Origin of the sequence: Rhizobium sp. P44RR-XXIV (assembly GCF_001999485.2) — a bacterium.
Taxonomy (GTDB): Bacteria; Pseudomonadota; Alphaproteobacteria; order Rhizobiales; family Rhizobiaceae; genus Rhizobium.
Genome location: NZ_MPVZ02000029.1, coordinates 1082997 through 1104859, shown reverse-complemented (window position 1 = coordinate 1104859; position 21863 = coordinate 1082997). Strand labels below are relative to the sequence as shown.

General features: G+C 58.4%; 22 protein-coding genes. 6 read left to right on the top strand and 16 right to left on the bottom strand.

Going from position 1 to position 21863, the window contains the following annotated elements:
* Window positions 1-9 precede the first annotated feature (9 nt).
* Window positions 10-1215 carry an aminotransferase class V-fold PLP-dependent enzyme gene (locus tag BSK43_RS31085; RefSeq protein ID WP_077467357.1) on the top strand — a complete coding sequence of 402 codons (1206 nt, stop codon included), beginning with the start codon at window positions 10-12 and terminating at the stop codon, window positions 1213-1215.
* Between the two features lie 69 nt (window positions 1216-1284).
* On the opposite strand, the gene BSK43_RS31080 is transcribed toward BSK43_RS31085, so the two are convergent.
* The 10 genes from BSK43_RS31080 to BSK43_RS31035 form a co-directional block, all read right to left on the bottom strand.
* A complete protein-coding gene (locus BSK43_RS31080) occupies window positions 1285-1893 on the bottom strand; it encodes a J domain-containing protein (protein ID WP_077467356.1) in 609 nt (202 codons plus the stop codon).
* Between the two features lie 188 nt (window positions 1894-2081).
* Complete coding sequence (locus BSK43_RS31075; RefSeq protein ID WP_246662798.1) at window positions 2082-4013, bottom strand: molybdopterin cofactor-binding domain-containing protein; 1932 nt, start codon at window positions 4011-4013, stop codon at window positions 2082-2084.
* Window positions 4013-4366: a hypothetical protein gene (locus BSK43_RS31070; RefSeq protein ID WP_077467354.1), complete on the bottom strand. Its 354-nt coding sequence runs from the start codon at window positions 4364-4366 to the stop codon at window positions 4013-4015. Before BSK43_RS31070 ends, BSK43_RS31075 begins: the two co-directional genes overlap by 1 nt.
* The gene (locus BSK43_RS31065) at window positions 4359-5729 is read right to left on the bottom strand and encodes a c-type cytochrome (RefSeq protein ID WP_077467353.1); all 1371 of its coding nucleotides are present in this window, start codon (window positions 5727-5729) and stop codon (window positions 4359-4361) included. Before BSK43_RS31065 ends, BSK43_RS31070 begins: the two co-directional genes overlap by 8 nt.
* 2 nt (window positions 5730-5731) lie before the next feature.
* Window positions 5732-6190, bottom strand: coding sequence for a (2Fe-2S)-binding protein (locus BSK43_RS31060; RefSeq protein WP_077467352.1), 459 nt, complete (start codon window positions 6188-6190; stop codon window positions 5732-5734).
* A gap of 315 nt (window positions 6191-6505) precedes the next feature.
* Window positions 6506-6895, bottom strand: coding sequence for a hypothetical protein (locus BSK43_RS31055; RefSeq protein WP_136687379.1), 390 nt, complete (start codon window positions 6893-6895; stop codon window positions 6506-6508).
* 197 nt (window positions 6896-7092) lie between these two features.
* On the bottom strand, window positions 7093-7872 hold the full coding sequence (locus tag BSK43_RS31050; RefSeq protein ID WP_077467350.1) for an anti-sigma factor: 780 nt from the start codon (window positions 7870-7872) through the stop codon (window positions 7093-7095).
* Entirely contained in the window at window positions 7869-8396 is a 528-nt protein-coding gene (locus BSK43_RS31045) for an RNA polymerase sigma factor (protein WP_077467349.1), read from the bottom strand. The genes BSK43_RS31050 and BSK43_RS31045 overlap by 4 nt, the downstream gene beginning before the upstream one ends.
* 51 nt (window positions 8397-8447) lie before the next feature.
* Window positions 8448-9899 (bottom strand): YncE family protein, encoded by a 1452-nt coding sequence (locus BSK43_RS31040; RefSeq protein ID WP_077467348.1) that lies wholly within the window; start codon window positions 9897-9899, stop codon window positions 8448-8450.
* Between the two features lie 15 nt (window positions 9900-9914).
* The gene (locus tag BSK43_RS31035; RefSeq protein ID WP_077467347.1) at window positions 9915-10364 is read right to left on the bottom strand and encodes a DUF305 domain-containing protein; all 450 of its coding nucleotides are present in this window, start codon (window positions 10362-10364) and stop codon (window positions 9915-9917) included.
* A gap of 215 nt (window positions 10365-10579) precedes the next feature.
* Here BSK43_RS31035 and BSK43_RS31030 point away from each other — a divergent pair, with 215 nt between their 5' ends.
* Entirely contained in the window at window positions 10580-11140 is a 561-nt protein-coding gene (locus BSK43_RS31030) for a class I SAM-dependent methyltransferase (RefSeq protein ID WP_136687377.1), read from the top strand.
* A gap of 530 nt (window positions 11141-11670) precedes the next feature.
* On the opposite strand, the gene rpsU is transcribed toward BSK43_RS31030, so the two are convergent.
* Window positions 11671-11910 (bottom strand): 30S ribosomal protein S21, encoded by a 240-nt coding sequence (rpsU, locus tag BSK43_RS31025; RefSeq protein WP_077467344.1) that lies wholly within the window; start codon window positions 11908-11910, stop codon window positions 11671-11673.
* A 157-nt stretch (window positions 11911-12067) separates the two neighbouring features.
* Window positions 12068-12766, bottom strand: a complete 699-nt coding sequence (locus BSK43_RS31020) for a TetR/AcrR family transcriptional regulator (protein ID WP_169055485.1) — start codon at window positions 12764-12766, stop codon at window positions 12068-12070.
* Window positions 12767-12908: 142 nt separating this feature from the next.
* Between BSK43_RS31020 and BSK43_RS31015 the strand changes: the two genes are divergently transcribed.
* The gene (locus BSK43_RS31015; RefSeq protein WP_077467342.1) at window positions 12909-14168 is read left to right on the top strand and encodes an HlyD family secretion protein; all 1260 of its coding nucleotides are present in this window, start codon (window positions 12909-12911) and stop codon (window positions 14166-14168) included.
* The gene (locus BSK43_RS31010) at window positions 14165-15748 is read left to right on the top strand and encodes a DHA2 family efflux MFS transporter permease subunit (protein ID WP_246662738.1); all 1584 of its coding nucleotides are present in this window, start codon (window positions 14165-14167) and stop codon (window positions 15746-15748) included. Before BSK43_RS31015 ends, BSK43_RS31010 begins: the two co-directional genes overlap by 4 nt.
* A gap of 193 nt (window positions 15749-15941) precedes the next feature.
* Here the strand turns inward: BSK43_RS31010 and BSK43_RS31005 are convergent, their stop codons facing one another.
* Window positions 15942-16454 carry an NUDIX hydrolase gene (locus BSK43_RS31005; protein ID WP_077467341.1) on the bottom strand — a complete coding sequence of 171 codons (513 nt, stop codon included), beginning with the start codon at window positions 16452-16454 and terminating at the stop codon, window positions 15942-15944.
* A gap of 341 nt (window positions 16455-16795) precedes the next feature.
* A complete protein-coding gene (locus BSK43_RS31000; protein WP_136687375.1) occupies window positions 16796-18646 on the bottom strand; it encodes an ABC transporter ATP-binding protein in 1851 nt (616 codons plus the stop codon).
* On the opposite strand from BSK43_RS31000, the gene BSK43_RS35285 reads away from it, so the two are divergent.
* Together BSK43_RS35285 and BSK43_RS30995 are read left to right on the top strand one after the other, a co-directional pair.
* The gene (locus BSK43_RS35285) at window positions 18618-18896 is read left to right on the top strand and encodes a hypothetical protein (RefSeq protein WP_169055462.1); all 279 of its coding nucleotides are present in this window, start codon (window positions 18618-18620) and stop codon (window positions 18894-18896) included. The two genes, BSK43_RS31000 and BSK43_RS35285, sit on opposite strands and share 29 nt — an antisense overlap.
* A gap of 181 nt (window positions 18897-19077) precedes the next feature.
* Window positions 19078-19911: a DUF4118 domain-containing protein gene (locus BSK43_RS30995; RefSeq protein WP_077467673.1), complete on the top strand. Its 834-nt coding sequence runs from the start codon at window positions 19078-19080 to the stop codon at window positions 19909-19911.
* A 36-nt stretch (window positions 19912-19947) separates the two neighbouring features.
* Here BSK43_RS30995 and BSK43_RS30990 read toward each other — a convergent pair whose 3' ends face one another.
* Together BSK43_RS30990 and BSK43_RS30985 are read right to left on the bottom strand one after the other, a co-directional pair.
* Window positions 19948-20220, bottom strand: a complete 273-nt coding sequence (locus tag BSK43_RS30990; protein WP_246662737.1) for a hypothetical protein — start codon at window positions 20218-20220, stop codon at window positions 19948-19950.
* 153 nt (window positions 20221-20373) lie between these two features.
* The gene (locus tag BSK43_RS30985) at window positions 20374-21144 is read right to left on the bottom strand and encodes a hydratase (RefSeq protein ID WP_077467339.1); all 771 of its coding nucleotides are present in this window, start codon (window positions 21142-21144) and stop codon (window positions 20374-20376) included.
* Window positions 21145-21863: the final 719 nt, after the last annotated feature.

Genomic DNA, 21863 nt, shown 5'->3' with positions numbered 1-21863 from the left:
TCTCCAGCCATGCCGTCGACACCGCATCAGCTTTCCAACCTGCCCATCCGCGAGAGACTGGGTCTGCGCCCGATCATCAACGTATCCGGAACGATGACGACCCTCGGAGCCTCCATCATCGTACCCGAGGCCATCCAGGCAATGGCCGAGATCGCGCCGCAATTCGTCGAAATGGACGATCTCCAGCGCAAGGCGAGCGCTGTCATAGCCAAGCTGACGGGCGGCGAAGCGGGTTTCATCACGGCATCAGCGGCGAGCGGCATCGCCATGTCCGTGGCAGCAACGATGACCGGCACCGGCCTCCTGGCGATCGAGCGCCTGCCTGACGATACCGACCGCCTGAAAAACGAGGTGATCGTCCAGCTCGGCCATGTGGTCAATTACGGAGGCGTCATCGACCAGTCGATCCGGCAATGCGGCGCCAAGGCTATTCTGGCGGGCACGGTCAGCGTAGCGCAGGCCTATCACGTGGCCGACGCGATTAATGAGAAGACGGCTGCCGGCCTCTACGTCGTTGCCCATCATACCGTGCAATACGGCATGCTTTCTCTGCCCGAATTCGCCGAGATCTGCCACGCTAAAGGCGTGCCTGTCATCGTCGATGCAGCGTCGGAATACGATCTGCGCCGCTTTCTGGAGGAAGGCGCGGATCTGGTGGTCTACAGTGGGCACAAATTCCTCGGAGGTCCGACGAGCGGCATCGTCGCCGGGCGTAAGGATCTGGTTCGCGCAGGCTATCTGCAAAATCGCGGTATCGGGCGTGGCATGAAGGTTGGCAAGGAAAGTGTCGCTGGTGTCATGGCCGCGCTCGAGGCGTGGGCGGTGCGCGACCACGACGGCATTCGTGCCCGAGAGCAGTCTGCGCTTGATCTGTGGCTCACTTCACTATCGAGCCTCAAGGGTCTAGCCGTCAGGATCGTGCCCGATCCCACCAATAATCCCCTCGACCGGATCGAGATCAAGGTGCTGCCGGAAAGTGGCTATTCCGCCAATGGCCTGGCAATAGCCCTGGCCGCAGGTACACCACCGATCATCGTGCGCAACCATGAGGTCGAGCGCGGGCATTTCTTTCTCGATCCCTGCAATCTGCATCCGGGTGAGGAGCATATTGTCGCGGAACAGATTGCCAAGCTGCTGAACCAGAAAGAACGTCCCGAGGGCGCCATGGCACGACCGGTGAAATCCACGGCGAGCGCGCTGAGGTGGCCCGACTAGAGTAATTCCAGGAAAAATGCGAAGCGGTTTTCCGTCCGGAATTGCGGAAAGGCAGCAAGCAAGAGCCTGTCAGCAGAATCCGTTCAGTTTAAGGATCTTATGCGCTTCGATCGACGCCCGAAGTTGATCTTCGGACGTGCGGTCGCCCTGATTGGCGTCCGGATGGTGCATCTTGAGCCGCTCCTTGTAGCGGCTTCTGATTTCCTCCGGCGTCGCATCGGGGGAGAGGCCCAGTGTCTCAAATGCCTTGGCTTCCAGCACTTTGAGTTTGCGCATCTGCAGGTCCGCTTTTTGCGCCTGGCGTTGCGCAGCGGTCTTGCGAGCATTCAACGCCTTGGCAGAGCCGGAACGGACATTGCCGGGGAGCGGAGTCTCGGCAGTCTGATTGACGCTGGTTCCCCAGGTCTGGCGGCCACCGGCAGCCGCCTCCCTCTGATAGCGGGCAACGTCCTTGTCGGAGAGGTCGGTGGAGAAATTGTATCCCTTGTTATACTCCTTCACGTGCTCAAGACAGAAGAGCAGGTAAAGGCCTTCCGCATCCCGCCCGACCGGGGCGCGGTGCGCACCATGCTTGTCGCAACCGTCCCATTGGCATTTGGGGCCAGTGGGTTCACTTTGCGCAGCAGGCTTCTTGCGAGTCGACCGGAGGCCAACGAATATCTTCGAATCAAGCGTCATGGTGCCCTATATGGCCGCCATGCTTCGTTTCGGCAAGAAATAGCGTAGTGGCTGTCCACGGATTCTGAGCAATCTGTCGATCTATTAGAGATATGACGAATGTGGCGGGTTGCCGCCTGGCCAAAATCAGGACGGCAAAACCAGGATGAGCGTGCCTAAGATTCTGCGATTTGAACACGTGCGATCTGTCAAATTGCCAGCGAGTAACCCAGATCGCGTAGTGGCAGGCGGCGTACCCGTTCTCCCGTTGCGGCAAATATGGCGTTGCCCAATGCGGGCGCCAGGGCCGGGAAGGCGGGTTCGCCCATGCCTGTGGGCGGATTGTCCGACTGGATGAAATAGGCATCGATCGTCATCGGCGCGAAGGGCAGGCGCAGGATCGGATAGGCATTGTAGTTCTGCTCCCGGATCCGGCCGTTTTCGATGGTGATCTTGAGGCCCATGGCCGTGGAGAGAGCGTCAGTGGAGGCTCCCTGTGCCTGGGCTTCCGAGCCGGCCATGTCAATGATGGGTCCGACATCGAGCACAACGACGATGCGATCGATCTTGATCTGCTTCCTGGCATCGACGCTCAGCTCAACCGCCTGCGCAACGTGGCCGGCGTGGGAATAGCACCAGGCGAGGCCCAGTCCGCTGCCTTTGGGCAGTTCCTTGCCCCAGCCGGCCTTCTCGGCGCACATCCTGATCACGTCGCTCGCCCGCCTGGGGCTGAAGTTGACACTCGGGTCCTTGGGCGTCAACTCAGGCACGTCCCTGTTCACCGCATCGAGAATGAAGGCGACGTGGTCGCGGCCCGAAGCGAGCGATAGTTCATGCATGAAGCTCTGTGCGGCGAAAACCTGGGCGTTATCACCAGGCGCGCGCCAGGCGCCAGTGGGAATCCTCAGCGGCAGCATCGTCTTGCCGCGACGCAGGTTGGGTGCCTTAATGGAATATCTCAGATTGTCGGTGAGGTTGGCGCCCGAGGCTTCTTTCTTGCCGTCGGCGGTGAAGGTGATGAAATGCTCCTGCCAGGCGTCGAGCCTGCCATCGCCGTCGATCGCGCCCTTGAACTGGTGGTAGCCGGCGGGACGGTAAAAGTCGTGGCTGAAATCATCCTCCCGCGTCCACTGCAGCTTGACCGGGGCGTTGACCCTTTTCGCGATGGCAGCGGCCTCGCATGTATAGTCATTGACCAGGCGACGCCCGAAACCGCCGCCGACGCGGGTCTGGTGCATCACGATCTTTTCCTGCGGTATGCCGGCCGCCTTCGCCACCAGCGGCAGGCCGCGATCGGGCTGCTGGGTGGGCACCCACATTTCCATCACCCCGTCATGCCAATGTGCCGTGGTGTTCATCGGTTCCAGCGGCACATGAGCGGCGAAGGGATATTCGTAATAGGCCTCCACGGTTTTCGCGTTACTGGCGAAGGACTTGTCCACGTCGCCGACATTATCGTCGGGTTTTTTCGGGAAACTGGTTGCCAGCTTCTTGGCCTCGGCGGAGAATTTCGAGCTGGAATCCGTCGATGCCTCGCTCAGATCCCAATCCACCTTGAGCTTGTCCTTCGCCTGGAAGGCGCTCCAGGTGTCCTTGGCGATGATGGCAATCCCCGGCATGACCTCAACGAACATGCCGGTCCCATCCAGCGCGAAGGCGTCGAGCACGCCGCGCTGGGCCTTGATCTCTTCTACATTGAAGGACCGGACTTTGCCGCCTGCTGCCGGGCATTTGGTGTAGCTGGCATAGACCATGCCGGGACGTTGGACGTCGATGCCGAACAGTGGCTGGCCGCTGACGACCTTGGGATCGTCGACGCCGTGATAGCGTTTGCCGATCAGGCGATATTCGGCACGGGTCTTCAGCTTCAGGCTCCGTGGGTCAGGCACTGGCATTCTTGCTGCCGCCACCGCAAGTGATCCATAGGTTGCGGATTTGCCGCTCGCAGCATGGGTCAAGAGCGAATCCTGAGCGGTGATCTGCGATGGATCCGCCCCCCACTGCTCGGCTGCTGCGGCAATCAGCATCGCCTTGGCGCCGGCACCTGCCTGGCGTAGCTGGTCCCAGGCGCGTGGAATCGAGGTCGAACCTCCGGCGCCCTGGCTGCCATAGACCTTGGGATTGATGTCGGCCTGCTCCATCACGACATGGTTCCAGTCGGCATCGAGTTCGTCGCGATGATCACGCCGAATGAGGTCTTTATTCCCTGACCGATCTCCGGACATTTGGAGTAGATGGTAATCATATTGTCTGGAGCGATGCGGATGAATGCGTTCAGCCCCGGATCTTTGCTGTCAGCCATTTCGGCTGCGAAGGCCGCGTCTCCGAGATAGAATCCCAGCATCAGTCCCGCGGCGCCTCCGCCGGCCAGCTTGAAGAAGGTGCGCCGTCCCATCGTGAGAAAGCTACTGTTTGCCGGTGCAGAACGGACCTCGCGTATCAGCGTCGAGAGATAGGCATCGGACTCGGCAAAATTGGGCTTGGTTTCAGCCATTGTGTGCCTCCGGGGAATTGGATTGCTGGGTCGCCTGCTTTCGCAGTTTCTCCACGTCTTCGCCGGTCAAATGCGCACCCTTGGCGCCGAACCGGGCTGTGACGTAGTTGGCCACTGCCGCTATATCGTCGTCCGAATAGCCCTCGCCAAAAGCCGGCATGAAGATCCTGCCCTCGGCGGTGGTGCGGTCAACGCCATTGATAACAGTCTGCGCCACATTGGTGGCGCTCGGATCGTTCACCGCGCGCACGCCGGTGAGCGTGGCATAGCCGGTGACCGGGCTCACGCCAGTCCAGTCATGGCAGCTGGCGCAGGCACTGGCGAAGATCTTCTCGCCACGCGAATTGATATCCGCTGGTACACCTTCCTTGTGCGATGCCGGCGCAGCCGTGGTGACGGTGCGCGGAAGATCGGTGGCATGGGCGGGAATACTGCGCAGGTATGTCACCAGGGCATGCACGTCGTCCGGCACCAGATAGCTGAGACTGTCATCGGTGGCTTCACCCATCGGGCCAGCTGCGCCGCCATGCCCATTGGCATGTCCGGTCGACAAATAAAGATAGACATCCTCATCGCTCCAGTCACCGATGCCGGAATCCTTGTCGCCGGTAATGTTGTAGGCGCGCCAACCAGCTGTGACGGCGCCGGCGAATTTCTCGTGATTGTCCAGTGCAAAGGCTGGGTTGCGCGGCGTATGGCATTCGCCGCAATGGCCCATCGCCTCGGCGAGATAAGCGCCCCGGTTCCATTGTTGGCTCCGGCCGGTATTGGGACGAAAGCGTTCATCGGTATTGAACATGACGTTCCAGAGCGCCAATAGGCTGCGCTGGTCGAATGGCCATGAGAGCTGGTTTTGCCTGGCCGGTGCATGTGCCGGCGCCAGCGTAAAGAGGTAGGCCTTGATGGCCAGCACGTCAGCATCCGTCATGTAGGTGTAGGAGGTATAAGGCATGGCGGGATAAAGCTTCTCGCCATCGGCGCGAATGCCTTTGTGCACAGCTGCCAGGAATTGCGCATCGGTGTAAGCGCCGATACCGGTTTCCTTGTCCGGCGTGATGTTGGTGGAATAGATGGTGCCGAATGGCATATTGAAGGCGAAACCGCCTGCGAAGGGCGTGCCGCCGGGGGCGGTATGGCAGGCCTGACAGTCTGCGGCATGGATGAGATATTCGCCGCGCTTCACCACGTCAGCACTGGCAAGCTGCGCCGGTACGCCGGTCACATTGGCACCCTGGTAGTCTTCAAGGGCTACGGTTGAGCCGCCGGCAAAGGAAGTCGGGTCACGGCCAAGAAACAGCCATCCCGCAAAACCAAGCGTGATGATAACAAGAACTGCGACGACGATGCCGATGATCTTTTTCATGGTCAGGCCGGTTTGGCGGCGGCGTTCTTGATCGCACGGCGGATACGAATATAGGTTCCGCATCGACAGAGATTGCCCGCCATGGCCGCGTCGATATCGGAATCGTCGGGTTGAGGATTGCTGTCCAGCAGCGCGGTGGCCGACATGATCTGACCGGCCTGACAGTAGCCGCATTGGGGAACGGCTGCCTCCATCCAGGCTTGCTGGACCTTGGCGCCATTGGGCGTTTTGCCAATTCCTTCTATGGTGACGACAGCGCGGGTGCCGACATCGCCAACCGCCAGCTGGCAGGAGCGCACCGGCTTGCCAGCCACATGCACGGTGCAGACGCCGCATTGGGCGATGCCGCAGCCATATTTGGTGCCGACCAGATTGAGATGGTCTCGCAACGCCCACAGAAGCGGCATGTCCTCCGGAACATCCACCTCGCGCAATTGCCCATTGATATTAAGAGTGAGCATGTCTCCATCCCTGCCTGACAGTGAGATCGATGCATCAACAGAACCGCTTTCAGGAATGCTACGCCGGTATCGCCGCCCGGTAACTTCAACAATGCGTTATCGCTGCCGTCTGGACACGCCGCTTGTTGTCACAATCGCTTGTGAGGGCTTTGGCCGGATGCGAGATCTCAATGCGGCCCGCCGTGTTTGCATCGACCGCGCGTCAAGGTGGCTGGCTCCAGCTCCGTGTGGCCAAGAACGTCAGTGACGCCCCGAACCAAACTCATTCAGGAGGGGTCGACGCGCAGCGAGCTTATGCTCTCGACGCTGCCTGGCTCAAATATCAATGCCGTTGGCTTTACAGCGATCACGCACATCCGCCGCCAGTGGATCTGTCTGCCCATAGGCCATCAGGTTGAAGATGGTGATGCTCTGGCCGCCAAACTGACTTTGGACGAGCGTTCCGATGTAAAGGGCATTCGGATTGTCCTTGCCGAGGTTCGCCGTGCCGCAGGCATATGTCGCTCCGCCAGCCGCCGATCGAGCTTTGCCGCCGTTAACTGCCACTTGCTTCAGCGAGAGAGACTTTTGAAAGCCGTTTTGGACAGCGTTGGTTTCCTCTTGGGTCAGTGGACGCACGGATGAAGGCGGCGCCTCTGGAGCGGGTTTCAGTCCGTGGCACGATGCCAATAGGGTGCATACCAATATCGAGATGGCTCTTTTCATATTTCTCCTCCCAGAAACCTCTTTTGGATACAGGAGAGAGCGAAATTGCTCAACCTGTGTTGAATAATGGCACCCGCCGACTTCGCATAAAAATAGGCAAGATGGGCTGTTCTATGGGTCTGCCTCGCCAGCAGACACCAAATTTGTCGTGGGTGAATATCCAAGCGTCGAGGAGTTCCGAGGAGACCCAATCAAGCCTATAGCGAAGAGGTCGTCTGCGATCTTATTTCGTCCGCGATCGGATGGAGAGTATCCACGGGAGCGGATCCGACAAGACTGAACCCCATGCCATTGTCAGCCCAGCTCCATCCTCCAATCGATCCTTCGGAATATTCGGCCATCGGCTTGTTTTGGTCGATCAGCATGCGGCGCGACAGCATGACCAGGCGCATGCCCTTGTCGTCGTCGTACATGAACAGCACGCCCGGACCATGTGTCGTTGGCACCACGCGCGCGCCCATCAGGCGGTATCCCGCCTTGCTGAGATCCGGAACGATGGCGCTTGGTCCAAGTGTCGCAGACACGAGCTGCGCCATGGAGCCAGTACCGTCGGCTTGGACTTCTACGGGGTGGAGCTTGTCGGGGGCGAACACCCTGTAGCTCGCCGAGGCCTCCTGTGCGAGCGCCGCAACGCCTTCAGTCGGAGGCAGAGAATAGCCTTTCATCGTCCAACCGCCGGCGGCGCCCACGGCAACTAGCACGACCGCTGCCGCAGCCATCTGCAGATATTGCCGGGAGAATGACCTTTTACGTCCAGCGACGATGTTGGAAAGGTTCAACCTGCTCGGGACAAGTTCGTGGGCAACAGGATCCATGGCCGCTCTTAATGCGGAAGCGTGCCTCTCATAGGCGGAAACGCGGGCTGCAGCATCTTCATTCGTCAGCAGATATTCGGCGACCTCCTGCCGCCGCTCCGTATCGAGCGCGCTGTCGACGAAGGCCTGAAGATCGTCCTCAGTGATCGGTCTCTTGGTCATTTCACCCTCCGTATATGCGTCACTCCAGACAAGGTGTTGGAGGGTGGCCTCTCAAGAAGTATCCGGAGCTGTTCGCGTGCCCGTGACAGCCGCGACATCACTGTGCCAATTGGAACGCCGAGAACCTCCGCAGCCTCTGCGTAGGTCAGATCCTCGACCGAAATCAACAGCAGGATGCTGCGCTGATCATGGGGTAGCCGTTCTATGGCGGCAATCACGTCATGGCTGAATACTGTCTGCTCTTGCGTCGGTGCACCGGTGTCGTTCGTTGCCGGCACGTCCTGGATGGGAACATTTTTTCCACGTCTCTGCATCTGACGTATCTTGTTGACTGCCAGATTGTGGAGGATCGCAAACATCCAGGAGCGAGGATCCTCGTTGCGGCGCCGGTGCCAGTTTGCGACGATCTTCTCCAGGCAGTCCTGAACAATATCGTCAGCGGTCTCGACATCGCGGACGAGACCGCGCGCATAGCGTCTCAGCGCCGGTATCATCGGTTCGACCTGTGCAAGCATATCGTCCATGTCAACGATCTCCATTGGACCTGCGTCACGCGACGCAGGTCCATTTCGGCATCAATCAGCCTGCACCTGCAGCACCCGCTCCGGCTTGCCATCGACCGAGGCGGCGACGACCAGATATCGCCGCTCGTCCTTGTGCTTGGCCGCTACAATCTGCCGGATCGGCCCGACGGCATTGACGATTGCCGACCCCGCTGGATTGGTCACGAAGTTTGCGAGCCCCTCCAGTGCTCCGCTGCCATCCGCCTTGTCGGACAGAGCAAGGACATAGGGCTTCTTCGGTTCAAGTCCCGTAACCGAGGCCTGCAGCACCTGAGTCAGGCCCTGGTCGAACAGGGACACACTCGTCGGAGCCTTGTCTTTCGAGCCTTTCGGGGCGAGCGTCAGATGCGCCGCTTCGCCGGCCTTGCCGAGCGGCACGAGGTTCTGTGTTCCATCCCCTTCCAGAACCGCGTTCGGAACATAGGCAACGGCTTGCGGTGCCTGGCCGATCGGAATATTGGCGATCAGCTTGTTGGCGAGCGTGTCGATGACCGCAAATGCATCGGCGTTTTCCAGGCCGACATAAACGCGGGTGCCGTCACCCGATGGCCAGATGCCATGTGGAAGATTGCCGACCGGTATTGTTGCGACCTGCTCGAAGGTGTCGGTGCGGAAGACCTTGACCTCGTTCAAGCCGCCAACCGTCACATAGGCGAAGCTGCCGTTCTTGTTGGTAACGAGATTGACGTGGTTTGTGATCGGGCCGGTGTCGATGGTCTTGATCAGATCGAAGGGCGCCTGTGCGTTGAAGACCTGGGTCTTGCCGACGTCCTTCAAGGTGAACCAGACCTGCTTGCCGTCGGGTGAGGCTGCGATGTTCGGGCAGAAGGGGCTTTCCTGCTTCACATGACCAACGATCTGATGATCGGCGATGGAAACCACAACAGTCTCAGGATTGAATGACGAGCAGATATAGCCGTACTTGCCATCGGGAGAGAAGATCTGCATTCCCGGACCTGCCGGCACCTTGATCTGCATCTTTTCCTGGAAGGTCGCAGCGTCGATGACCGAGATATAGTCCTCACCGCGAACCGTGATCCAAACCTCCTTGCCATCAGGCGTGAAGAAAGCTTCATGCGGCGATCGCCCAACATAAGTCGTGTGCTTGACCGTATTGGTGGCCGTGTCGATGAAGGTCACGGAGTTTGACCCGATGGACACGACGGCCAGCGTCTTGTGGTCGGGCGAGAACCCCATGCCGTGGACTAGCACCTGGCCTTTATATAGCGGGCTGAAATTGCCGGGCTGTGGGTCGCCGAGCTTGATGACGCCCAGCAGCTTGTTCGTGGAGGGATCGCTCACGGAAACCGTGTTCGAAAACTGCTCGGCCGCATACACGCGGTCCTTGCTGCTGATCGCAATATCAGGATCGGAAGAGGAGGCCGGTGCCTGGCCTGCAAAGGCGGCCAATGGGGAAAGGATGGTGCCTGCAAGCAGCAGCGCTGCGAAGGATCTACGTATCATTGGGCAAGCCTTTCATCACATCTTCATGTTCGGATCCATGGATCCGGCGGGGGCGGTTTTCGGGGAGACCTGTGTCGGGGCTGGAGCGGAGGGCGGAAGGGCGTCGCCGATTGCAAGCTTCATCGCTGCGATCTCCTGCTGTTGGTCGACGATGATTTCCTGTGCGATGCGCTTCAACTGCTCGTTCTTGCCGTATTTGAGCACGGCCACGGCCATATCGATCGCGCCCTGATGATGAGGGGTCATCATCGCGACGAAATCGCGGTCGACGTCGCCGCTGGGTTTGACCTCCATATCCGCCATCATCTTGTCCATCGCGGCATTGTTTTCAGCGAGATAGGCGGCTTCAGGGCTGTCCGTCTGTATCGGGGAGGGATCCTGGGCCAAGGCCGTGCAGGCTCCTGCTGTTGCCAGGATGACAGCGGCAAGGATGGCTACGGGTTTTCGGGGGAACCTTATCGTCATCTGTCTTTCCTTGTTGTTGCATTGGAGTAGACAGCGGAGGTGGCGGCTTATTCCATCGAATGAGAAAAAATCTTATCGAGACCCTTAAGACGGCTTTCCCATGCCGGCGATTCCCAGGAGTTGGTGGAACGGTATCTGGCAAATCAGCTTGACTGGGGTCTCTTCCCACAGATTAAGCTGCCCGCGACGAGATGATAACAAATATCGAATTGCCCATGACCGGACACGATCTTCTTTCCGCGATTTCCCTGCTGATCGTTTTGGCGCTTTGTTTATCGGTATTGATATTTCACGCTTTTACTGGGGTTCCGCCACTATCGTCGAATGCCACCGAGACTGCGGACGTTGTCGCCTTGTTGAAGCAGGCTGATTTGCCGGAACAGTCGATCGTTTATGAGCTTGGCTCCGGCTGGGGCTCGCTGGTCATCGCGCTGGCACGAGCTTTTCCGAATGCTCATATCCGGGGCATAGAGATATCGCCGCTTCCCTATTGGATTTCGCGGTTCCGCACCCGGAACTTGCCCAATGTGTTGCTGCACAGGGGCAGTTTCTACAACTTCGATCTCTCGGACGCGCATGCGGTGACATGCTACCTGATGATCAAGCCGATGCCGAAGCTGGCAGGCTTGCTCGATCGCATGCTCAAGCCTGGAACACCGGTCGTGTCGCTTTCCTTCTGGTTCCGGGATAGGGAAGTTGCGGCTTCCAGGAAAAGCTCCGGGCTTCTTGGCGCAACTGCCCTGTATTACTGGCCGGCACGCAAGGCCGATCGCTGACAGAAGACCTGCGATGGCGGGAGCGCCGAGATGATTCGGCACCTTCGCAATTTACTTGGGCAATTCAGTTGAGGGGTTCTCTTACCACATCAGCGGACGCAATTTCGCGCCGAAAGCGCTCCAATTTGCTGGAGACGTAATCCGCGACCTCGCGCAAGCGAGTCAATTTTTAGCGGATCACGGCGAGGTGGTCCTGAAGAAATTCGATCGTCGTTTCTTTGGAGGTGCGGTGTCTTGCGATAGGCTCTTCAAGAGCTAGCTGATTGCTTTCAGCGGAGAGCCGAGCTGTTGCGCACGGCGAATCTTCTCTATCGTGTCCGGGGCCTAGTGATCGTAATCACGACACACCCTTCCAGCCGCTTCGCGAGAGGTCGAGCGGCTCGAAATCAAACACAGCCACCCTTATCAAGGCGCAAAAAGACGATTCCCCATTTAACAATGGAGACTAGTTGCCTGTCCTGCAGGCAAAGGCTATCTCGGGCGTGAGGAAGTCATATCCGTGGGATACGAAATCCGTCGCCCGATCGCCGTTAGCGGCCCGAAGTTCTTGCCTTCTTGGGAGCCGAAATGCCGCTTTCCCGCTCAAGCTTCTTGCGAGCGAGCTTGCGGACACGCCGGATACCCTCGGCCTTTTCACGGGCGCGCTTTTCGGAAGGCTTCTCAAAACGCTCCCGAAGCCGTGCTTCGCGGAAAACGCCTTCGCGCTGCAGCTTCTTCTTCAAGAAGCGGAGTGCTTGCTCAACATTGTTGTCACGTACCAGAACTTGCATTCTAAACTCCAAAGATCGTGGCGCCTTATTAGATGTATGTGTATCGATGATCAAGGCCTGTAAGACAGTTCGCCGAGATTATCTGTCGTGATGGCTTTCGCAGGCGTATTTGCACTTCGCTCGCTGCTGTCCCGTAGAGACTGCAGGCCCTAAAACCCTAGGCGCCAAGGGGTTTGTAGCCGCAGCCGGACAGAAAAAAGGATGCCGCGTCGCGGGCATGCTCCTCCATCTGCGTCTTGATCGGCGTCAGATCTGCGTGGAAAAGCGAGGACATCATCATCGGCAGCAAGACCAGATCGATGAAGCGGCGAGTCGTTTCCGCAAGATTATCCGGTGCAAAAGCCGGGAGAGATCTGATCTCTTCGGCTTCCGCCAGTTCGGCGACGAGCTTCATCACCGTTGCCGTTCCATGCGCGCGCATGGCGTAGTGAATGGTGGTTGCCAGCTCCGGATGGCGCGTCGCTTCGCTCATCACGCTACGCATGAGCCCGATGGTCTCGTCCTTGATGGCGCGCTGCACGATCAGGATGCCTGCGGTCTGAAAACGTTCCAGAATACTGCCTGACGTCGTGGACGCCGTCATCTCGCTGGACTTCTGCACCCAACGCGAAACCACCTCCCTGAACAGGGTCTCCTTGCTGATGAAGCGGTTATAGATGCTCGGCTTCCCGGCTCTGGCAACTTCGGCGATCTCGTCAATGCTGGCGCCTTCGTAACCACGAGCGATGAAGACCTGGAGTGCCGCCTGCAGGATCCGGTCTTCGACTTCACCCGCCTTTTCCAGCGGCGGGCGACCACGCCGAGGCGTGCCTAGCTCCAGCTTCATGATCTTGGATTTGGTCGTTTCTCTCGCCAAAGCGGGCCTCACCGATTTTTGATTGGCATGAATGCGGGTCACTGCCTCCGAGGCTCTTGACTAGCATTCCGATCGGATCTACGTCAATAATTAAATGAAACGTTTCGTTTCTTTTGTTGTGTCGCGACGAACGAGGTTCAACATGAGCGCGCATCAGGATGAGACTTTTGGAAAGCTGATCGTATTGGAGCCGAAGACCGGCGGTGCGGCGGCAAATACTGAGCAAGACGACATCGCGGCTCGGCAGGAGCGAGCGGAGGCGCCACTTACCGGCGATCAGGCTCACGTCGGTGACGATGCCGGGCGCGCAGGGCAGGCTTCCGAGACGGAAGAAGCCACGGACAAACCCTCTCGCCGCCTGAGGATGCTTCTGATCGGCGGAAGCGCGCTGGCCGTGGCGGTGGTTGCGGGCTATATATACTGGGATAACGGCGCGCATTACGAAAACACGGACGACGCCTTTATCGCTGCCCGTCAATATGCCGTGACCTCAAGGGTGTCCGGATATATTTCTTCGGTCGCCGTGACCGATAACCAGCATGTGGCAGCAGGCGATGTGATCGCTAGGATCGACGACCGGGACTACCGTACCTCCCTGGAGCAGGCGCAGGCGCAGGTCGCCGCTGCACAGGCCAATCTCCAAAATACTCAGGCCCAGAAGCAGGTGCAGCAGGCGAACGTCGAACAGGCCAAGGCCCAGATTGAGCAGGCCAAGGCCAATCTCGTCTTTGCCCAGCAACAGGATAGTCGCTACCAGACAATGATGAAGAGCGGCTCCGGCACGCTTCAGGAAGCGCAGCAATATACGTCGCAACTGCATCAGCAGGAGGCAGCGCTCAACACCGACCAGGCATCGCTGACCGCAGCGCAGCGCCAGCTCGATGCCTATGGCCCGCAGATCGCCAGCGCCGAGGCAACGGTGAAGCAGGATGAAGCGCTGCTGGATCAGGCCAAGCTCAATCTCTCCTACACGACAATTTCGGCGGCTCAGCCTGGTCGGGTGGTGCAACTTTCGGCCGGCGATGGCCAATATGTCCAGGCAGGAACGAACCTTGCCATGTTCGTGCCGGACAAGCTCTGGGTGACGGCCAACTTCAAGGAAACACAGCTCGATCACATGCGTCCTGGGCAGCCGGTGTCTCTGACGATCGATGCCTATGGCGGACGCACGATCTATGGCCATGTCGCAAGCGTGCAGCCGGGATCGGGAACGGCATTCTCCCTGCTTCCGGCCGAAAACGCCACCGGCAACTACGTCAAGATCGTTCAGCGCGTACCGGTGAAAATCGAGCTTGATGACGTGCCGAGTGACGTTGCGTTAGGCCCGGGCATGTCGGTCGTGCCCAGCGTGCGTACCGATGCAAGTCCTTCCGTATTGGAAAGCCTGAGGGACCTGCTGTGAGCACGAGCGCTGTTGCCAAACCCTCGGCAACCCCTTGGATCATCGCCATTGTCGTGGCACTCGCCAGTTTCATGGAAGTGCTCGATACGACGATCGCAAACGTTGCCCTGAATTACATTTCCGGCGGTCTTGGCGTCAGCCAGGACGAAGCCTCCTGGGTGGTGACCACCTATCTCGTCTCCAATGCGGTGATCGTGACGGCGACGAGCTATCTTGTGCGCATTTTTGGGCGCAAGACCTTTTTCCTTGCCTGCCTGGCATTGTTTACCATCAGTTCGGTCATGTGCGGCTTTGCGCCGAACCTGCAATTCCTGCTGCTCGCCCGGATATTGCAAGGCATCGGCGGCGGCGGCATGGTGCCGGTCGCGCAGTCCATCCTGGCCGACAGCTTTCCGCCGGAAAAGCGCGGGCAGGGCTTTGCCCTGTTCGGGGTCGCGGTTGTGGTTGCTCCCGTCGTCGGACCGACGTTGGGTGGCTGGCTCTCCGATAATTTCTCCTGGCATTGGTGTTTCCTGATCAATGGTCCTGTCGGCATTCTGACGCTTGCCGCCGTCGCCATGCTGATCAAGGAGCCCGAAGGCAGCGCCCAGGAGCGTGCCCGGTTGCGTAAGGAAAAGATTAGTTTCGACTGGATCGGCTTCGGCTTGGTGGCGACCTTCCTCGGCGCGCTGGAACTGACGCTGGATCGTGGTCTTGAGGATGACTGGTTTGGCTCGAGCTTCATCATCATGGCGGCTTCAATCAGCGCCTTGGCCTTTGTGCTGATGATCCCGTGGGAGCTGAAACACAAGAATCCTGCCGTCGATATCCGGATGCTGGTCAGCCGGCAATTCGGAACCTGCTTCATAGTCATGATGGCGACGGGCGCGCTGCTGCTGGCGACAACCCAGTATCTGCCGCAGTTGGTTCAGCAAAATCTTGGCTACACGGCAACATGGGCCGGCATGATGCTATCGCCGGGCGGTGTCGTGACCTTGGTCATGATGTTTGTCGTCGGCATTCTTTCATCGAAAGTACAGCCGAAATATCTGATTGCGATCGGAGCCGGTTTTGTCGCCTTCTCGATGTATCGGGTGACCAGCGTCTATAGCGGTATCGGCTTCTGGTATCTTGCCGAAGCTCGCATGTTGCAGGGGATTGGCCTGCCCTTCATCTTCCTGCCGATCACCTCCGCCTCTTATGACGGCATCCCCTCCAGCAAAACCGACCAGGCATCGGCCTTGCTGAATGCGGCGCGCAATACCGGTGGTTCGATCGGTGTGTCGCTGATCTCAAACATCATCACCCATCGGGAGCAGTTTCATCAGAGCCGATTGGTGGAGCATGCCATTCCTTCGAATGGAGCCTATCAGGATACGCTGAACCAGGTGACGAACTACTTCGTTGGTCAGGGTAGTTCGCTGGTGGCGGCCCAACAGCAGGCGCTCGCCTGGATCAACCAGCAAGTGCAGAGTCAGGCCTCGCTTCTGTCCTATGTCGACGCCTTCTGGGTTCTGACGCTGATTTCCCTGGCGGCTATCCCCTTGGCCCTTACGCTACGCAATGTAACGCTCGGCAAGAAGGCATCGATGGGGCATTGAAAGCATCTTCGCAGTCAGGAGCAGGATTTTCCCAGGTAAAATCATTCTGATACCGGCCGTAAAACCTGCTCCGAGCACTGTGAATTCATGCTGATGACGGCATCGGCGCCTTCCCGTCCTTGCCTGCTATTGTTCCGCGACGGGAGGCGCATCGATGATGGCAAAACACGCCTCCTATTCCCGGATAGGGTCCTTATTTCGCAGTCGAATCCTTTGCCTTATTGTCTTTTGCAAGTGCGGTTTCGACCATGCGCAAAAGCCCCTTCAACTCGGGCTCGCGCACCAGGGCGGCTGCTTCATTGGGCTGAAGCCATCTTAGCTGACGCTGGCCATGTTCGGGAAATTGCGCGCTCATTCCGGCAACTTCGAGAAGATGGACCTGCACTACGGATGGAACGGTTTCGCCGGTGTCGAGGGATTTCAGATAGGTGTAGTAGCCAAAGCTTTTCTTCCGGGCCTTTCCACTGACGCCAGCTTCCTCCCAGGCTTCCCGCTCGGCGACTTGGTGAGGTAGTTTCCTGTCTATCGGCCATCCCTTTGGGATGACCCATCGACCGCTTTCCCGCGAAGTGATCAGGAGCACTTCTACATCCTGTTTGCCCGGGCGCCACCGATAGCAGATTGCGGCATATTGCTCGATTGTCTGTCCGGTGAAGAGCTTATCGGCTTCGCCCGCCAGCTGTCTGAGATAGGTCTTCTTTGTCATCTGCTGTCACGGCTGCATGTGCTGTCAACGTGAATGTGGGCTATGAACAGGCACTTCGGGTCGTTACGCGACCGGTCAGAATGTTCCACCAGGGCGACGGGGCTTGAATTAACCGCCATGGCGATCCTCCCTATGCTTACGCTGCGCGGATGGAGACCGGGCAGCCATATCATCATCAGCTAAAATTCATTAGCCGACTATGTTTCATCTACTTCATGCCATTTGCAAGGCAATTTGTCACAAAACTATTTTTAATGTTTTAGATCAATATGATAGAGTTTATGATGCCTACCATAAAGAGGGGCGCCAATTCGGCGGAAGGGTTGATCGGCGGAGTCCTATCAGCCGATCAACCCCTCGCTCGCGATGCCTTTCGTCAACTCCAGTGCTTGACGCTCGAACAGCCCACGATAGATTCCGCTCTTGCGACGAATGAGGCTGGCATGGGTGCCTTCCTCGGCGATATGCCCGTGTTCGAAGACCAGCAGCCGGTCGAGCGCACGCACGGTCGACAGCCTGTGGGCGACGACGAGCGTCGTGCGTCCATCCATCAATCGTTCCATGGCCTGCTGAATCAGCATTTCCGATTCCGAGTCGAGGCTCGAAGTTGCTTCGTCGAGTATCAGGATCGGCGCATCGGCCAGGAATGCGCGGGCGATGGCGATGCGTTGCCGCTCGCCGCCGGAAAGCTTGATGCCACGTTCTCCGACAAGCGTCGCATAGCCCTTAGGCAGGGCCTCGATGAAGTCGTGGGCGCTGGCAAGCTGCGCAGCCCTCTTGATCTCCGCATGCGTGGCCGTTGGCCGCGCATAGGCGATATTCTCCGCCAGCGAGCGGTGAAACAGGATGGGCTCCTGCTGCACGATGGCGATCTGGCGGCGAAGAGAGGTCTGCGCCACCTTCGAAATATCTTGTCCATCGATCGAGACCGTACCGTGATTGACGTCATGCAGGCGCTGAATCAGCTTGATGAACGTCGTCTTTCCTGAGCCGGAATGGCCGACGAGACCGACCCGTTCGCCCGGCTTGATGGTGACCGAGAAGTCCTTGTAGAGCGGGTCATAGTGGTTGCCGTAATGAAAGGTGACGCGATCGAATTCGATCATGCCGGCCTTCACATGGAGCGCTGGAGCGCCTGGCACATCCTCGACACCCAGCGGCTGCGCATGGATGGAGACAAGCTCTTCCATGTCGTTGACCGAGCGCTGCAGGTTGCGGATATGCATGCCGATTTCTCGCAGATATCCCTGGAGGATGAAAAAGGCAGTCAGGACGAAGGTGATGTCGCCCGCATTGGCCTTGCCGTTGGCCCAGAGCCAAAGGGCAAGCCCCAGCACGCTGCCGCGCAAGAGGCTGAGCAGCGCGTTCTGCGACGTGCCGTTCACCGTGCCCCGCGTCCAGGTGCGCGCGGTGCGATCCCGCCACTTGCGCATGACCTTGGCGAGACGCTTATCTTCCCGATCCTCGGCGCCAAAGGCCTTGACGACTGCGTTGCAGGTCACGGCATCGGCGAGCGCGCCGCCAAGGCGTGTATCCCAGCTATTGGCCATGCTGGCCATCGGCGCGACATAGCGCAGAGCCATCGTCGCCGTGAAGGCGATAAAGAACACGGATCCGGCGCCGACCAGCAGTCCCATCATCGGCCAGTACCAGGTCATCAGAATGGTCGAGCCGATGAGCATGATCAGCGAGGGAAACAGAGCGATGAAGACGGTGTCGTTGAGCAGATCGAGCGCCCACATGCCGCGCGTCACCTTGCGAACAGTCGAGCCGGCAAAGCTGTTGGCGTGCCAGTCACTTGAAAAGCGCTGGATATGGAAGAAGGAATTCGCCGCGATTTCCGACATCGACTTCAGCGTGAAGCGGATGATGGCGATGAACGTGGCGTGCCGCAGGATGACAGCGCCGACCGACAGTGCCATCAGCCAGCAAAAGGCGTTAAAGGCATTGTTCCACGTTGCAACGTCGCTCGCCTGACCGGACACCACCGCATCGACCAGACGGCCGGAGAACAAGGGTGTTAGCACATCCGCAAGCGTAGACAGCATCGCCGTGAACAGCATGAAGGATGCGCGGCCCGGCTGATGCTTCCAATGAGCCCAGCAATAGCGAAAAACGCTGCGAAAAGCACGCCGCGGCGGGATTTGAAACCAAGAGCCATTGATGTATCCGGCTTTTGCCGGCTCCGTCATAGGGAAAGGAATGTTCGCGCAAAACCGCGCGAAATGGTTTGATGCGGAACGATCGACGGGAGATTTAGCGCCAGTCCATCACGTTCTATTGCGTTCGAAAACGCAGCCGGCTTCAGGCGATATTCGCGGAAGCCACTGGGGAGTTGGAAAAAACAGCCATCTAAAACCCCCTAGAACCGTGTTGATGATGACCAATCCTAGATTGATTGATCACTCAGGCCAAGTCGAATTTGGCGAAATTTTCGGCTAAATTTTGAAATGCGACATAGTTGCAACATCCGTGAGGTGATGAGTCCCTTCGAAAATCGGGCGTCCGGTGGTCAGTCAAGGCTGACGACGGGTCCATTTATGCAGTTTTTATAAATCTCGTCCGCCATCCATATGGAATTGATATGCGGATCTGGCCATCTCTCTTTCAGGAGGATTCCGCCATGTCCCTGGAAAAAGATTTCAGCCAATCTCAGACCGGCATTGTCGCAGATCCGTTTGTCATGCGCGACACAGGCCTCTCGGAGATGCCGCTGGTTATTCAGTATCTTGTGTCCCTCATTATGGCGGCAATGGCCACCGCGGTTGCCGCCGGTTTCGACCGATATGAGGCCATTCCCAATCTGTCGCTGATCTATGTCTTGCCCGTCGTCATCAGCAGCGTGGCATTCGGCCTCAGGCCGGCGCTGTTTTGCGCGCTCCTCGGCGCCTTGGCATATAATTTCTTCTTCACGGAGCCCCGCTTTTCGCTGGCGGTAGCGGACACCGCCAACATATGGGCGATTGCTCTGCTCTTCATCATCGGTTGCATAACCAGTGCCATCGCCTCCACCAGGCGGCGCGATGCGGCAGAACTTGATCGCTACCGCCGGGGTCAGGAGAAGCTGCAGATTTATGCTCGACAGATGATCGCTGCCAACTCCATGGAGGAGGCGACACATCTTACCCGGTCTGCCCTGGTCTCGCTCTTTCACGTTCCCGTCGCCATCATTGTCTCCGGCAAGGGTGACGACCTTAAGATTGAGGGTGAGAAGAACCTCTCTCCCATGGAGCTTGAGGCGATAAGAACGGCATTGACTTCGAAGGCGATTGTCAATGGAGGTGTTTATCCATTCGATCAATCGCGGTTCGATTTCTGGCCGGCTCAAGTTTCAACCGATCGCGCAGTCGTTATCGGCGTTGCGTTTGATCCGGAGCGCCGTCCGGCCAATCCGGACGCGACGATCGAAATGATGGCCCTGATGCTGGGAGCAACAATCGCCCGCCGCGATACCTGATGTGCCAGGTGGTACATCCTGCGCTGCCCGCATCGCTCAGGCTGCTTCGTATATGAGATTGGGTGAAACGATCCACTCGCCTTCCTTTAGAGACAGCACATCGATCCTGCCGGCGCCATCCCGCTGCGCGACGCCGACGAAGTGGTAGCGACGCCCATAGGCGTCGGAGACGGACCGGGCGACGGCGGTGTCGGCTACTCGAGCGATGACGGGACCGTCGGCGTGAACGCCCGAAAGAAGGAAGTACTCGAAAGGGATGTTTCGGCTGACCATCATGCACGCCCGTTCAGGCGAGGATCCTTTGGACACTCTTGCTTCGTCGCATGTGTCACGGTCAGCGCACGAATGCCGCCCTCTTGCTGGGATGGCGAAGCTTCCTTTCGGCGGCGGCTTCTCCGGATTTCTACGACGAATGGTTTCTGTTGAGGACGCATCTGCTGGCCTTCCGCTCCTGATTGTTCGTTACTCGAAGATGCATTCGACTTGGCCAAGCGGCCCGAAATCGGCTGCAACATGCTGTCCCGCGTGAACACAGAGGATCTTCGCGCATGCACCCGTCGCGACAATGTCGCCGGCCTGCAGTTGCTTGCCACGGGAAGAGAGGGCGGCTGCCAGCCAGGCCACGGCATTCAGTGGATGCCCCATGACGGATGAAGCGCATCCCGAAATTCCGGCCTCCTTGAACAGGAAGACATTGACGTCGAGCTTTCCAAGTACGGAGAGATCGACATCCACCGTCTGGCCGCCCTGAAGGGTTGCGACATGCAGGCCGAAATCCGCAATCGCGGCATTGTCACCGGCGATCCCTCGGACTGTACGGCGTCCAAGAATGCCGATCGCTGGTCGACATCCGGCAACGGCATCGGCAGCGGTTTCCGGCGAGATGCGCTCGTCAGCATCGGGAAAGGTGCGCCGCATCGTGAACGTGATTTCGCATTGTGCGCCGATGACGCCAGGCGGCAGCCGAAACGCCGTCGCCGCGGATGCAAGAGCGAGAGCCGGGATCTCGGAATAAATCGGTTTCGCCAGACCAAGCGCCTGGCGACAGGGCTCGCTGGAACCGACGATGGCGTATCCCTTTCGGCCAAAGCCGAGTGCGTTTTGAGCAAAGGCCTGAATATCATAGGCCTCCTGCTCGGAGCCGATCAGGTCGAGAGGCAATTCGCAAAGCTCTTCATGCCGACGACTTTTGGCAAGGATCTCGGCCGTGGTGTCCTTGAGCTCGAAGTACATCGCTGTAATTCCATATATCTTCAACAGATTCCAGATGCCGTTGAGAATGGAGATCAGCGCATAGGTATTCCATGGGCCGGCCGGTGGCGTGAGATTAAAATGTCATAGTGGTCTGGGTGCCGGAGCCACGCCTCAAGATCCGGCCAGGCGAAGCTCTATTCCCGCAGTGGCGTTCATCACATTGAGCCGCATTTATGTTTTATCTTGCCGACCCGATATGCCCGTGATTGCCCTTGGCGCTTATCCGCGTCGCGCAGTTTCACTGTCAGGTAGGCCTGCAACTCGCCGCTATGCGCAAGGGACAAAACTTTGAGTGCGTCATTCCCCCATGTCGAGAGGTCCGGGTCCGGTCAGCGCCGTAGCTCTGTGTCATAGTCCCGATGGATGCAAACCCGAAGTCAAATGAATAGCCACTCGGCTGGCTATGCCGCTTTATTTCAGTAAAACGCGGACAGGGCTTTGTCTGCGAACTTCGACAGTTGCATCCGTCATGGCCGTCCACTGCGCCATCGCACGGATTCGTGAATGTGGGTGGCGAGCGTTTATCGATTTTGTCAGGCAGTGGTCCGACTGGGCATTCGCGATGACCCGCCAAAATATTTCCAATGCGTTGGAATATTTCGCTTTTCCTCATTCATAAGGGCTTTGCGGAAGTGGCGAAAGAATTCAAATCTAAGCGATCATCGTCGATGATGGTCGTGCCATTTCCAACCATCTGA